At 29.7% G+C, this 14,138-nt stretch carries 13 protein-coding genes; 12 read left to right on the top strand and 1 reads right to left on the bottom strand.

The window, feature by feature from the left end; genetic code table 11:
- Window positions 1-123 precede the first annotated feature (123 nt).
- From BUA90_RS05870 to BUA90_RS05860, 3 genes are all read left to right on the top strand, one after another.
- Window positions 124-1,245 (top strand): 4-hydroxybutyrate dehydrogenase, encoded by a 1,122-nt coding sequence (locus tag BUA90_RS05870; RefSeq protein WP_334292691.1) that lies wholly within the window; start codon window positions 124-126, stop codon window positions 1,243-1,245.
- A 347-nt stretch (window positions 1,246-1,592) separates the two neighbouring features.
- Window positions 1,593-1,943: a DUF5320 domain-containing protein gene (locus BUA90_RS05865; RefSeq protein WP_072966579.1), complete on the top strand. Its 351-nt coding sequence runs from the start codon at window positions 1,593-1,595 to the stop codon at window positions 1,941-1,943.
- A 151-nt stretch (window positions 1,944-2,094) separates the two neighbouring features.
- A complete protein-coding gene (locus tag BUA90_RS05860; protein WP_072966578.1) occupies window positions 2,095-2,463 on the top strand; it encodes a DUF134 domain-containing protein in 369 nt (122 codons plus the stop codon).
- Window positions 2,464-2,538: 75 nt separating this feature from the next.
- Here the strand turns inward: BUA90_RS05860 and pepF are convergent, their stop codons facing one another.
- Window positions 2,539-4,416: an oligoendopeptidase F gene (pepF, locus tag BUA90_RS05855; RefSeq protein WP_094756759.1), complete on the bottom strand. Its 1,878-nt coding sequence runs from the start codon at window positions 4,414-4,416 to the stop codon at window positions 2,539-2,541.
- Window positions 4,417-4,639: 223 nt separating this feature from the next.
- Here pepF and BUA90_RS05850 point away from each other — a divergent pair, with 223 nt between their 5' ends.
- The 9 genes from BUA90_RS05850 (at window position 4,640) to rbsB (ending at window position 14,111) form a co-directional block, all read left to right on the top strand.
- Complete coding sequence (locus BUA90_RS05850; RefSeq protein ID WP_330390680.1) at window positions 4,640-5,437, top strand: DeoR/GlpR family DNA-binding transcription regulator; 798 nt, start codon at window positions 4,640-4,642, stop codon at window positions 5,435-5,437.
- Window positions 5,437-6,351 (top strand): 1-phosphofructokinase, encoded by a 915-nt coding sequence (pfkB, locus tag BUA90_RS05845; protein ID WP_072966574.1) that lies wholly within the window; start codon window positions 5,437-5,439, stop codon window positions 6,349-6,351. The genes BUA90_RS05850 and pfkB overlap by 1 nt, the downstream gene beginning before the upstream one ends.
- A 15-nt stretch (window positions 6,352-6,366) precedes the next feature.
- Window positions 6,367-8,238: a PTS fructose transporter subunit IIABC gene (locus BUA90_RS05840; protein WP_072966572.1), complete on the top strand. Its 1,872-nt coding sequence runs from the start codon at window positions 6,367-6,369 to the stop codon at window positions 8,236-8,238.
- A gap of 134 nt (window positions 8,239-8,372) precedes the next feature.
- Window positions 8,373-9,374 carry a LacI family DNA-binding transcriptional regulator gene (locus BUA90_RS05835; protein WP_072966570.1) on the top strand — a complete coding sequence of 334 codons (1,002 nt, stop codon included), beginning with the start codon at window positions 8,373-8,375 and terminating at the stop codon, window positions 9,372-9,374.
- A 58-nt stretch (window positions 9,375-9,432) separates the two neighbouring features.
- Entirely contained in the window at window positions 9,433-10,344 is a 912-nt protein-coding gene (rbsK, locus tag BUA90_RS05830) for a ribokinase (protein WP_072966569.1), read from the top strand.
- Window positions 10,344-10,739: a D-ribose pyranase gene (gene rbsD / locus BUA90_RS05825; protein ID WP_072966567.1), complete on the top strand. Its 396-nt coding sequence runs from the start codon at window positions 10,344-10,346 to the stop codon at window positions 10,737-10,739. The genes rbsK and rbsD overlap by 1 nt, the downstream gene beginning before the upstream one ends.
- A gap of 12 nt (window positions 10,740-10,751) precedes the next feature.
- Entirely contained in the window at window positions 10,752-12,245 is a 1,494-nt protein-coding gene (rbsA, locus tag BUA90_RS05820; protein WP_330390678.1) for a ribose ABC transporter ATP-binding protein RbsA, read from the top strand.
- A 5-nt stretch (window positions 12,246-12,250) separates the two neighbouring features.
- Window positions 12,251-13,189 carry a ribose ABC transporter permease gene (gene rbsC, locus BUA90_RS05815; protein WP_072966565.1) on the top strand — a complete coding sequence of 313 codons (939 nt, stop codon included), beginning with the start codon at window positions 12,251-12,253 and terminating at the stop codon, window positions 13,187-13,189.
- Window positions 13,190-13,214: 25 nt separating this feature from the next.
- Complete coding sequence (rbsB, locus tag BUA90_RS05810) at window positions 13,215-14,111, top strand: ribose ABC transporter substrate-binding protein RbsB (RefSeq protein WP_072966563.1); 897 nt, start codon at window positions 13,215-13,217, stop codon at window positions 14,109-14,111.
- The last annotated feature ends 27 nt before the right edge of the window (window positions 14,112-14,138 follow it).

The following is a 14,138-nucleotide window of genomic DNA, read 5'->3' as shown; positions in this document are numbered from 1 at the left end:
TGTCTGTTTATTTTTACTAGTTTTTTAGGTTTAAAAAGTAATTTTAAATAAAAGTCAATATATATATTATGTATAAGTAAAAGACCTTTCAGCTTTTATAAATTCATGCAAAATGGGGGGATAATGGTGAAGGCATTAGAAATAAAACCAATTATACATAAATTTAATACTTTTGAGGAATTTTTGTGTGAATTTCATCTGAATGAGAAAGATTTAGTTCTTACTAATGAATTTTTGTATAAATCTTTTATGAAAGAGTTAAATACAAAGGCTAATTTTATTTTTCAGGAAAAGTATGGTAAAGGAGAACCTTCAGATGAAATGATAGATAAAATTATAAATGATGCAAAAAAATATGATTATAATAGAGTTATTGCTATTGGTGGCGGCTCTATTATAGATATAGCAAAACTTTTAGTAGTTAAAGATGCAAAAAGTGCTTTAGAATTATTTGAAAAAAAGATTCCAATAGTTAAAGAAAAAGAATTGATAATAATACCTACAACTTGTGGAACTGGAAGTGAAGTTACAAATATAACAATATCAGAGATTAAAAGTAAAAAAACAAAAATGGGACTTGCATCAGATGAACTTTATGCAGATTATGCTGTATTAATACCTGAAATCGTTAAGGGACTTCCTTATAAATTTTTTGTAACAAGTTCAGTAGATGCATTAATTCATGCACTTGAGTCATATGTATCTCCAAAGTCTACATGTTTTACTGAATTGTTTGCAGTGAAGGCCATTGAGCTTATATTAGAAGGCTATATGGAAATTATTGAAAAAGGTCCTGAACATAGAATTAATATAATTGAAAATTTTGTAATAGGAAGCAATTATGCAGGAATAGCATTTGGAAATACTGGAGTAGGTGCAGTTCATGCCATGTCGTATCCATTAGGTGGAACATATCATATTCCTCATGGTGAGGCAAATTATCTTATGTTTACTGAAGTGTTTGAAACTTACAATAGGTTAAAACCAGAAGGAAAAATAAAAAATATAAATGCAATTCTTAGAAAAATACTTAAAATAGGTGAAAGTAAAAATGTTTATGAAGCTTTAGCAGAAGTTTTAGATAAATTACTTGAAAGAAAACCATTAAGGGAATATGGAATGAAAGAAAGTGAGATAGAAAGTTTTACAGATAGTGTTATAAAATCGCAGCAGAGACTTTTAATAAATAATTATGTTTCGCTTTCAAGAGAAAATATGATAGATATATATAGGAAACTATACTAATTAAAACAATATAATTTTTAAAAAGGGATAGTAGAATTTGTTAACTTAAATTAGGAAATGGTTTAAGGATAATGATAAAAATATATATGAAAAGTATTATTGTAGAAGAGAAAGGTCAGGGTAGCTTTTTAAAATAAAATTTACCCTGACTTTTTATATTAAAAAACAAAAAAAGTTATTGACATATACCCAAAATAGTGATATATTTTAAATAGATAAATAGCATATGTCCAAAACCATAATTAAAGATTTTTAAAAGCAATATTTATTTTTTATAAATTGTGGTTTGATTAATTTTTAGTAAATATTTGTTATTTTTTAAAATTATATAAAAAGGAGGAGTATATATGCCAAGACTTGATGGAACTGGTCCTTTAGGATTAGGACCAATGACTGGACGAGGTGCTGGACGTTGCTCAGGTGAATATACTGGACAGAGAAGAATATTTGGAAGAGGATTTTTTGGAAGAAGATGTGGAGGATTTGGATTCAGAAGAGGAAATAGATTTATGTATAAACTTACTGGTTTGCCAAGATGGGCACGTAGTGGATATTATGAAGATGGAAGTAATATAGTTTATGATGAAGAAAAATTTTTAAAAGCTCAAGAAAATGTATTAGAGAACGAATTAAAAAGAGTAAAAGAACTATTACAAAATTTTAAGAAAAATGATAATAAAGATGATAAAGTAGAGTAAATAGTTTAAGTTTAAACTAATGAAGCAGGTTATTTAAAAAGATAACTTGCTTCATTAATTTTTATAAAAAATTTAATGTTAATGATGAACTTATAATACAAATTTGGTAATATAAGATATATATAATACTATATAGAAAGAGTGATGATAAGTGCCTAGACCTAGAAAGAGAAGGAGAGTTTGTGGACTTCCAGATTTTACAATGTTTGGACCTGTAAAAGAAATGGTAAATAGTGAGGATATAATAACTATGACTGTAGAAGAATATGAAGTCATACGGCTTATGGACTTAGAAGGACTTGATCAAGAACGATGTGCAGAAAGAATGGAAGTAGCTCGTTCTACTGTTCAGAGAATGTATAGTGATGCAAAGAAAAAAATTGCCGATAGTTTAGTAAATGGAAAAGTATTAAAGATAGAAGGTGGAGATTATATATTGTGTTGTGATGATGTCAAAAAAGGCAAATGTACTCCATGTTTTAGAAGACGACATAGACATAGAGGGAATAATGCTTTTTAAAATAAAAAGAATAATCAGACATCCCTTATTAATTAGTTTGATTAAAGTTTGAGATGTCTGATTATTTTTTTATTTTTATTCGTTCATAAGTTTTTCAAGTTCACTTAATAAGCTGTCAAATTTTTGAAGTGCTTTTTCAATAGGTTCAGTTGTGGATAAATCAACACCTGCTTTTTTAAGTAGTTCAATTGGATAATCATTTCCGCCAGCACTTAAAAATTCAAGATATGCTTCTCTTGCTCCTTTTTCATTATTTGACATTTTTTCTGATAAAATTATACCTGATGAAAGTCCTGTTGCATATTTATATACATAAAAATTATAGTAAAAATGAGGAATTCTAGACCACCATATTTTAGCTAATTCATCAACTTCAAAATCATTTCCGTAATATTTTTTCATTAGATTTCCCCATGTTTCATTTAAAAATTTACTATTTAAAGCAATTCCTTTTTCTGCTGCTTCATGAATAGCTTTTTCAAATTCTGCATACATAATTTGAGTGTATATAGAACCTCTTATTTGTTCTAAATAAGAGTTAATTAAATACATTTTTTCTTCTTTTGTTTTGGCATTTTTGATTAAATAATCAATCATTAATGCTTCATTAGTAGTAGATGCTACTTCTGCTGTAAATATAGGATATTGTGCTTTTGAGTATGGTTGAGTTCTGTTTGAATAATATGAGTTCAGAGCATGACCAAGTTCATGAGCTAAAGTAGATACAGAATCAAGAGTTCCATTATAATTTAACAAAACGTAAGGGTGTGTATCGTAGCTGCCCCAAGAATAAGCTCCTGATCTTTTATTATCATTTTCATATACATCTACCCATCTTTCTTTAAATGCTTTATCAAGATCTTTTATATAATTTTCTCCTAATGCTCCTAATGCTTGTTTTACCATTTCTTGAGCTTTTTCATAACTTATGTATTCATTTTTCACTTGTTTAACTAAAGGAACATACATATCGTAATATCTAACTTTATCTTTTATTCCTAGAACTTTTTTTCTAAAAGATACATATTTATGCAGTGGTTCTAAATTATTATTAACAGCTTTAATTATATTATTATAAACTTCAGGTTTTATATTATCAGAATCTAATGATGCTTCAAGTGCAGAATTATAATTTCTAGCTTTTGCAAAGAAAATATTAGTTTTAACTTCTCCTGCCAAAGTGGCAGCTAAAGTATGAATATTTTTTTCAAAGCTTTTAAATTCAGATTCAAATGCTTTTTTTCTTATTTCCCTATTTGGATTATCTAACAATTTTGAATACATAGCAGGAGTAACTTTTACTTTTTTTCCATTATCTAAAATAATATCTTCTGTTTTTCTGTCTACATTTCTGTATGTAGAAGCTATATTTTCTGGAACAGATGCTATATCAGAAGCTAAAGCAAGTATTCTTTCACCTTCTGAAGATAGAGAATGTTTTTTAGTTCTCAAAAGGTTTTTTAAATAAAAGTCATAATCTTTAAATTTTGGATTATTGATGTAACTTTTCAATGTTTCTTCAGGTAAAGACAATAATTCTGGCTCAACAAAAGAAAATGCAGCTATTGTTTTAGTGTTAAGTCCTTCAGCTCTATCAGCCATAGCTGAATATTTTGGATTAGAGATATCTTCATCTCTTTTAAGACTTGCATAAACATATATTTTATCATTAAGTCTAAAAATTTCATCTTTTAATTTTAGTATTTCTAAAATGCTTTCTTCACTTTTTAGATTACCTTTATAGTTTTCTACTTTTGACAAACTATTTTCTAGTTTTTTAAAATCACTTTCCCAATCTGTGTCTGAATTATAAATATCTTCTATAGACCAAGTGTATTGCTTCGGAATATCACTCCTATTAGTGTAGTGAACTTCCTGGGCAAAAGATAAAAGTGGAAATGCAGCAATTAAAATTGCTAAGAAAATTGAAATAATTTGTTTTGTAAGTTTCAAAAGAACCCCTCCCTAAAAATTAATTTTTTTATTTAAAAAAAATTTTATCATGTATTTTTTAAAAACTCAACAATAATTTTGATTTTTTTGTAAATTATGTATATTTTTATTTTTTACTTTATTATTATTTTTTGAAATTATAAATAATATGAGTGAATTTAGTTGAAAATGATTTTTGTTAAAAGAAAATAAAATATATTGAACGAAAATGATTGATTTTTGAATGATTTTGATTTATAATGATTATGTAAGAAGAAAAGAGGTGATGGACTTGCTAACAGAAGAAAGGTATCAAATAATATTAGAAACTTTAAAGAAGAAGGGGATAGTTAAAATACATGAACTTGTAAAGCTTACAAACACTTCAGAATCTACTATAAGACGTGACCTTACTTATTTAGAAAGTATAAATCAATTAAAGAGGATTCATGGAGGAGCAACTCTTTTAAAAGGTAGATTTAATGAACCGAGTTATAGTGAAAAACAAATTCAAAATATAGATAAAAAATCAGTTATAGCAAAATATGCAGCATCACTTATAGATGAAGGCGATTGTATATATTTGGATGCAGGAACAACTACTTATGAAGTAATTAAATATATAGATAAAAAAGATATTGTTGTTGTAACGAATGGATTAAAACACATAGATGAGCTTATAGAAAGAAATATTAGTGCTTATATTCTCGGGGGAAAGATTAAAGCAAGAACTAAAGCGGTTATAGGAAGTGATGCACTCAAAAATTTAGAGAAATTTAGGTTTGATAAATGCTTTATAGGAATAAATGGCATACATCCAGAGTATGGTTTTACAACTCCTGATTCAGAAGAAGCTATACTTAAGGAAACTGCCATAAATCTTTCGAGAGAAGTTTTTGTGCTGGCAGATGAAAGTAAATTTGGAGAAGTTGCTTTTGTAAAGGTTGCTGATTTAAGGAAAGCTGAAATAATAACAAATGAAGAGCCAGAAGACCTTGAAAGATATATGGATAAAACTAAAGTAAAGGTTGTGACTGAATAATGATATATACAATAACTTTTAATCCTTCCATAGATTATATTGTTGAAGTTGAAGATTTCAAAGTTGGAATGGTTAATAGAGTTAAAACTAATTATAAATATCCTGGCGGTAAAGGAATTAATATTTCAAGAGTGCTTAATAATTTTGGTGTAAAAAATAAAGCGTTAGGTTTTATAGGTGGTTTTACAGGGAAATATGTGAAAGATTTTTTACAAAAAGAAGGTATTGATACTGATTTTATAATGGTTAATGGAGATACTAGAATAAACGTAAAGCTCAAGTCAAATGAAGAAACAGAAATAAATGGTGAAGGACCTTGTATTACAGAAGAAAATTTAAAAGAATTGTATAAAAAAATTGAAGGTTTGACAGCTAATGATTTTCTCGTTCTTGCAGGGAATGTTCAGAAAACTCTTCCACGAGATGTTTATTCTCGAATTCAAGAAAGATGCTTGAAAAATAATGTAAAAGTGATAGTTGATACAACAGGAGATGTACTTATAGAAAGTTTAAAGAAGAAACCCTTCTTAGTAAAGCCAAACAGACAAGAATTTAGTGAAATTTTTAACAAAAAGATAGAAACTAAGGAAGAAATAATAGAATATGGTGAAAAACTAATTAAAATGGGAGTTCAGAATTTAATTATTTCAATGGCTGAAGAAGGAGCATATCTTATAAATGATAAAGGTGTATATTATGCATCTTCACCAAAAGGGACAGTAATAAATTCAGTTGGAGCAGGAGATTCGCTTATTGCAGGATTTTTAGCAAGTTATTTGCAGATGGGTGATTTATTAGAAGCTTTTAAATGGGGAGTAGCTACTGGGAGTGCTACAGCTTTTTCACTTGATCTATGTAAAAGAGAAGATGCAATAAGCTTACTGGATCAAGTTTTTATAAAAAAATTGATTTAAAAGGGAGGACAAACTATGAGAATAACTGAGCTTTTAAGGAAAGATACCATTATTCTCAATTTAAAGGCTGCTACAAAAAATGAAGTAATTGATGAGTTAATTGACAAATTAGAAAAAGCCGGTAAATTGAATAACAAAGAAGAATTTAAAAAAGCTATATTGAAAAGGGAAGAGCAATTTTCAACAGGTGTAGGAGATGGGATTGCTATTCCTCATGCTAAAACAAATGCAGTGAAGATTCCAGCAATAGCTTTTGGATATTCTAAAGCTGGTATCGATTATGATTCGCTTGATGGTAAGCCTGCTCATTTATTTTTTATGATAGCAGGTAAAGAAAATGGAAATGATGAGCATTTAGAAACGTTATCGAGGCTGTCTGCAATGCTTATGAATGAAGATTTTAGAAATAAGATTATGAATATAAAAACTGAAAATGAATTGTTAGAAATAATAAATGAGGAAGAAAAGAAGAAAATGAAAAAAGAAAAATCTGTTAATAATAATAAAGATGAAATTATTTTAGCAGTAACAGCTTGTCCAACGGGTATAGCACATACTTATATGGCTGCAGATTCATTAAAAAATAAAGCTAAAGAAATGGGTGTAAATATAAAAGTAGAAACGAATGGTTCAACTGGGGTAAAAAATAGATTGACAGATGAAGATATAAAAAGAGCTAAGGCTATTATAGTAGCTGCTGATACAAAAGTTGAAATGGCTAGATTTGAAGGAAAAAGAGTTATTAAGACTTCAGTTACTCAAGGTATAAGGAATCCCGGTGGACTTATAGAAAAAGCATTAAGTGGAGAGGTTCCAGTATATCATCATGATGATAAAGATAGTGGGGGGTTTAAAATTCAGAAAAAAGAAAAAACAGGCTTTTATAAACATTTAATGAATGGAGTTTCAAACATGCTTCCTTTTGTAGTAGGTGGAGGTATACTCATAGCCTTATCTTTTATGTTTGGAATTAAGGCATTTGACCCAAATGACCCATCTTTTCATCCATTTGCAAAGCTGTTAATGGATATTGGCGGTGGAAGTGCATTTTCGCTTATGATACCTATACTAGCTGGATTTATTGGTATGAGTATAGCTGATAGACCGGGTTTTGCACCAGCTATGGTTGGAGGATTTATAGCAGCTAACAATGGAGCAGGATTTTTAGGAGGACTTATTGCAGGATTTTTAGGTGGTTATATTGTTTTATTCTTGAAAAAAACGTTTGCTAAACTGCCTTCAAGTTTTGAAGGATTAAAGCCTGTACTTTTATATCCACTGTTTGGTATATTTTTAACTGGTGCTATAATGCTGCTTGTTATAGTAAATCCTGTTAAATCTTTAAATTTAGCTATGCAGAACTGGCTTAATTCTATGGGTACAGCAAATAAAATTCTGTTGGGATTAATTTTAGGTGGAATGATGGCTGTTGATATGGGTGGACCAATAAATAAAGCTGCATTTACATTTGGTATAGCTATGATAGAAGCAGGAAACTTTTCTCCACATGCTGCAGTTATGGCAGGTGGTATGGTTCCGCCACTTGGTATAGCTATAGCTACGACAATATTTAAAAATAGATTTACAAAAAGTGAAAGAGAAGCAGGAAAAACTTGTTACATAATGGGGGCGTCATTTATAACTGAAGGTGCTATACCATTTGCAGCAGCTGACCCTAGCAGAGTGATACCTTCTATAATTACAGGTTCAGCTATTGCTGGAGCACTTTCAATGATTTTCAATATCGGTCTTCCAGCTCCTCATGGTGGTATATTTGTTATTCCAATAGTTAAAGGAAGTCCAATTTTATACGTTTTAGCTATTTTAATAGGTTCAATAGTAACAGCTTTAATGCTTGCCTTATTAAAAAAGCCAATAAATGAATAAATATATTTAATCCTCGATTGTATTAAAATCGAGGATTTTTATTTTCAAAAAAATATTGCATTAATAGAAATAAGTGGTATAATTAAGGTAAGTGGTTTAGTAAAACGTTTACCTAAATAATGTGAGGTTGTAAAATGAAAATAACTATAAAAGACATAGCTAGAATAGCAGGAGTATCTACTGCAACAGTATCTAAAATATTAAATAAAAAAGATCAAAATATTAGTGAAACTACTAGAAATAGGGTACTTGAGATTATAAAAAAGTATGGTTATGTTCCGAATCGTGTTGCAAGTAGTTTAGTTACTAAAAGAACGAATACACTTGGTTTAATTATTCCTGATATAGTTAACCCATTCTTTCCTGAGTTAGCTAGAGGAGCAGAAGATAAGGCGAATGAAAGAGGGTATAATTTAATACTTTGTAATTCAGACAATAATGTTCAAAAAGAAGAAATTTATGTAGATATGCTTAAGGAAAAAATGGTAGATGGTATTATATTTACAGCTTCATCAAGGAGAACTGATAAATTTAAAAAGTTAACATCTTTTCAAGTACCAGTTATAACTGTAGATAGAGAAATAGAAGGATTAAAAACTCATGGAATAATTACTGTAAATAATGTAAAAGGAGCTTATGATGCAGTTAAGTATTTGCTAAATAGAGGATATAAAAAAATTCTACATTTAACTGGACCAATGACGAGTAAACCTACAAGAGATAGATATGAAGGGTATTGTAGAGCTTTAATAGATGAAGGTTTTGAAATTGAAGATTGTTTAGTTTGTGAAGGTGATTATAGTAGTGATTGGGGATATGAAGGAATTTTAAGAGCTTTAAAAAGAGATATAAAATTCGATAGTGTTTTTTGTGGGAATGATTTGATTGCTATAGGAGCAATTAAGGCATTAAAAGTGAAGGGATTTGATATTCCTAGAGAAGTTGGTGTAATTGGATTTGATGATATATATATGGCTAAAATGATAGACCCAGATTTAACTACTATAAAACAGCCAAATTATGAAATGGGTTATAAAGCGGCAGAGTTGTTAATTGATATGATAGAGAAAAAAGAAATAAAGATAAATAAGTATGTTTTAGATACTAGACTTGTCATTAGAAAATCTACAAAGTGATTTTTTTATATAGTTAAACGTTTAACTTATTGTAAAAACGTGATTAGAGGTGTTGATTGTGAAAAAGATTTTAGTTGTTGGTAGTCTTAATATGGATTTAGTTACTAATGTAAGAGTTACTCCGAGAGTAGGAGAAACTGTTTTAGGCAGAGGCTTTGAAAAAATACCCGGAGGAAAAGGAGCAAATCAGGCTGCTGCAATAGGCAGACTAAAAGGCAATGTAAAAATGCTTGGTAAAGTTGGAGATGACAGTTTTGGAGAGATATTGAAAAATAATTTGCAGTTAAATAATGTAGATATTTCAAATGTATATGTTCAAAAAAATCAGTCAACAGGCATTGCAATGATAATGGTAAATGAAGATGGTGATAATTCTATTGTAGTTATTCCGGGTGCAAATTTTGATTTGATGCCTGAAGACATAAAGGATAGTGTTATAAGAGATTGTGATATCTTAGTTTCGCAGTTGGAAATTCCTTTGGAAACAATTGAGTACATTTTTAAGAAGGCAAAGGATATGAATAAGTATACTATATTAAATCCAGCTCCAGCTTGTAAACTTAGTGATAATCTTTTAGAGAATATTGATTTGTTAGTGTTAAATGAAACAGAAATAGAAGTGCTTTCAGATGTCAAAATAAATTCCTTTGAGGACATAATTAAAGGTTCTAATTTTTTGATGGATAAGGGTGTAAAGGAGATTATAGTAACATTAGGCAGAGAAGGAGCAGTTTATTTTAGTAATGAAAAACATATAAAATTTAATGCCTATAAAGTTACAGCAGTTGATACAACTGCTGCAGGCGATAGTTTTATTGCAGGATTGACGGTAAAGTTATCAAAAGATAAAGATATTTGTGAAGCAATAGAGTTTGCAACAAAGGTTGCAGCTATAACTGTAACGAGAAAAGGGGCACAAAGTTCTTTGCCTACATTAGAAGAAGTTAAAAATTTTAAGGGAGTGAAATAATGAAGAAGGGAATTTTATTAAATTCTGAAATTATAACAGAAATTAGCAAAATGGGGCATACTGATAAGCTAGTAATTGCAGATGCTGGACTTCCTATTCCTAAAGATGTTAAGAGAATAGATATTTCTTTAATAAAGGGAATACCGAGTTTTATTGAAACATTAGATGCAGTTTTAAAAGAATTAAAAGTTGAATCCGTAATAGTTGCCGAAGAAATAAAGGAAAAAAATCCAGATATACATAATGAACTTTTAAAAAAGTTTAGTAATATTGAAATTAAGTATGTGTCTCATGAACAGTTTAAAAAAATTACAGAGAGTGCAAAGGCTGTAGTTAGAACGGGAGAATGTTCTCCTTATGCAAATGTTATATTAGAGTCTGGAGTTATTTTTTAGGAGTGAGAAAAAGTGAATTATATTTTAGAAATGAAGGAAATTACAAAATCATTTCCGGGTGTTTTGGCTCTAGATAAGGTTAATTTTAGAGTACCTAAAGGTAAAGTTATGGCACTTCTTGGAGAGAATGGAGCAGGGAAATCTACTTTAATGAAAATTTTGTCTGGAGTTTATCAAAAGACATCTGGGAAAATTTATTTTAAAGGAAGAGAAGTAAATTTTAACAGTCCAAGGGAAGCTCAAAATAGTGGGATAGCTATAATACATCAAGAGCTAAATCTTATTCCAGAGCTTACAATAGCTGAAAATATATTTTTAGGTAGAGAGCCGATAAATATTTTAAGGAAAATAGATAAAAAACAGCTTTATAAAAGGGCTGTGGAGCTTTTAGAGTTTTTGGGGGTTAAAGAAAATCCACAAAAAAAGATTTCAGAGCTAAGTATTGGAAAGCAGCAAATGGTTGAAATAGCAAAAGCTTTATCTCTTGATGCAGAGATTATAATAATGGATGAACCTACTGATGCTTTAACAGATAAAGAAACTGTAAATCTTTTTAAGGTTATTAATACATTAAAGACTGAAGGAAAGAGTATAGTATATATTTCACATAGAATGAAGGAGATATTTGAAATATGTGATTATGTTACTGTATTAAGAGATGGCAAGTTCATAGGAGAAAAAAGTATAGAGGAAATAAATGAAGATGATTTAATAGAAATGATGGTAGGAAGAAAACTTACTGAACAATATCCACGAATAGAAATAAATTTAGGAAAAAAAGTATTAGAGGTAAAGAATTTATCGAATGAATTGATTAGTGATATATCTTTTGACCTTTATGAAGGGGAAATACTTGGAGTAGCTGGTCTTATGGGTTCTGGAAGGACAGAACTTGCTAGGACTATTTATGGAGCTATAAAAGCAAGAGAAGGTGAAATTTTACTTGATGGAAAAAAATTAAATATAAAATCGCCATCAGATGCAATTAAATATGGTATTGCTTATGTTTCAGAGGATAGAAAAGGTGATGGATTGGTACTTGGCATGACAGTTAAAGAGAATATGAGTTTATCGGCTTTAAATAAATTTACAGGTTTGTTTGGATATATCAATAAATCTAAAGAGATAAAAAGTTCTAAAGAATATGTTGAGAAAATATCAATTAAGACACCTTCTATAAACCAAACAGTTAAAAATTTAAGCGGTGGAAATCAACAAAAAGTCAGCATTTCTAAAAGTTTGATGACTAAGCCGAGAGTTTTAATATTAGATGAACCAACACGAGGAGTAGATGTTGGAGCTAAAAAGGAAATTTATGATTTGATGAATGAATTTAAAAAGCAGGGCATGAGTATTATAATGATTTCTTCAGAAATTCCTGAAATATTGGGTATGAGTGATAGAATTTTAATAATGCATGAAGGAAGGTTGTCAGGAATATTAAATATAAAAGATGCAACACAAGAAAAAATAATGAAATTGGCAGTAGGGATTAAGGAGGCTTAGAGCTGATGAATATGAATTTATCTAAAGTTATGAAATATAAATCTATTATAGGGCTTGTACTGTTTTCAATTATAATATCGATTTTAAATCCTAGGTTTTTAACAGTAGGCAATATTTTGAATATATTAAGACAGACATCAATAAATTCGATTATTGCGGCAGGGATGACTTTCGTAATTTTAACTGGGGGTATTGACCTTTCAGTAGGTTCGATATTAGCTTTAACTGGGGCATATGCAGCAAGTATGGTATCAGCTGGATTAAATCCATTTCTTGCAGTTATTATAACATTAGTTATTGGAGCAGTTATTGGAATTTTAAATGGAGTGATAATTAGTAAGGGAAAAGTACAACCTTTTATTGCTACACTTGCAATAATGACTTTTGCAAGAGGAGCTACACTTGTTTTTACTAATGGAAAACCAATTAGCATAGGTTATGAAAAAAATGCAGAAATCTTTTCAAAACTTGGTAGTGGATATTTTTTACAAATACCTATTCCTATTTACATAATGATTTTGGTATTTGCGCTTGGATATTATATTCTTAAATATACAAGACTTGGAAGATATATTTATGCATTAGGTGGAAATGAGGAGGCTACAAAATTATCTGGAATAAGTACTGATAACATAAAATTATATGTATATGGAATTAGTGGACTTTTATCAGCTTTAGCAGGGATTATAATTACTGCAAGACTTTCATCAGCTCAGCCTACTGCTGGAACAGGATATGAATTAGATGCTATTGCAGCAGTTGTACTTGGAGGAACTAGTCTTGCAGGTGGAGTTGGTTCAATACTTGGAACTATTATAGGTGCATTGATAATAGGTATCTTAAACAACGCACTAAATCTCATGGATGTCTCTTCATATTATCAATTTTTAGCGAAGGGACTAGTGATATTAGTTGCGGTGTTATTAGATAGAAAACAAAAATAAAAAAATATAAAGGAGGAGTTTAGAGATGAAAAAAAGTATAGCATTATTATTGTGTTTACTGCTAACTTTAGGAACTTTAGCAGGATGTGGTGCTAAACCTGCAGAAGATGGAAAAGAGAAGATAGGTCTTGTTGTTTCAACGCTAAATAATCCATTCTTTGTAACACTAAAAGAAGGAGCAGAAGCAAAAGCTAAGGAATTAGGAGTAGAACTTATTGTTTTGGATTCACAAAATGACCCAGCAAAGGAATTGGCAAATGTTGAAGACTTATTAACTCAAGGTGTTTCAGTAATTCTTATTAATCCAACAGATTCAGATGCAGTTGGAAATGCTATAAAGAGAGCAAATGAAAAGAATGTACCGGTTATTACACTTGATAGAGGAGCAAATAGTGGAGAAGTAGTAACTCATGTAGCTTCTGATAATGTAGCTGGTGGAACCATGGCTGGAGAATTTATAGTAGAAAAATTAGGAGGAAAAGGTAAAGTTGTTGAACTTGAAGGAATAGCAGGTACTTCAGCAGCAAGGGATAGGGGAAAAGGATTTAATGATGCAATAAGTAAGTCTGATATAGAAGTTGTTGCAAGACAAGTAGCTGATTTTGATAGAACAAAGGGATTAAATGTAATGGAAAATATATTACAAGCACAGCCTGAAATAGATGCAGTATTTGCACATAATGATGAAATGGCACTTGGGGCATTAAAAGCTATAGAAGCAAGTGGAAGAAATATAATTGTAGTAGGTTTTGATGCAACAGATGATGCTGTTAAAGCTGTAAAAGAAGGAAAAATGGCAGCAACTGTAGCTCAACAGCCAAGTTTAATTGGTAGTTTGGGAGTTGAAAATGCTGTAAAAATTATTAAAGGTGAAAAGGTAGCAGATTTTATACCTGTAGAGCTTAAATTAATAACTAAATAATAGATTTATATAGAAAAGTAGAGAGCT

Origin of the sequence: Caminicella sporogenes DSM 14501, from assembly GCF_900142285.1 — a bacterium.
In the GTDB taxonomy this organism is placed as follows: Bacteria; Bacillota; Clostridia; order Peptostreptococcales; family Caminicellaceae; genus Caminicella; species Caminicella sporogenes.
This window is presented reverse-complemented; position numbering and strand designations above follow the sequence as displayed.

Coding starts and splice junctions, on each gene's coding strand:
- rbsB (WP_072966563.1), top strand. CDS start 13,215: ATGAAAAAAAGTATAGCATTATTATTGTGTTTACTGCTAACTTTAGGA.
- BUA90_RS05850 (WP_330390680.1), top strand. CDS start 4,640: ATGATTTTGATTTATAATGATTATGTAAGAAGAAAAGAGGTGATGGAC.
- pfkB (WP_072966574.1), top strand. CDS start 5,437: ATGATATATACAATAACTTTTAATCCTTCCATAGATTATATTGTTGAA.
- BUA90_RS05840 (WP_072966572.1), top strand. CDS start 6,367: ATGAGAATAACTGAGCTTTTAAGGAAAGATACCATTATTCTCAATTTA.
- rbsC (WP_072966565.1), top strand. CDS start 12,251: ATGAATATGAATTTATCTAAAGTTATGAAATATAAATCTATTATAGGG.
- BUA90_RS05835 (WP_072966570.1), top strand. CDS start 8,373: ATGAAAATAACTATAAAAGACATAGCTAGAATAGCAGGAGTATCTACT.
- BUA90_RS05865 (WP_072966579.1), top strand. CDS start 1,593: ATGCCAAGACTTGATGGAACTGGTCCTTTAGGATTAGGACCAATGACT.
- rbsD (WP_072966567.1), top strand. CDS start 10,344: ATGAAGAAGGGAATTTTATTAAATTCTGAAATTATAACAGAAATTAGC.
- BUA90_RS05870 (WP_334292691.1), top strand. CDS start 124: ATGGTGAAGGCATTAGAAATAAAACCAATTATACATAAATTTAATACT.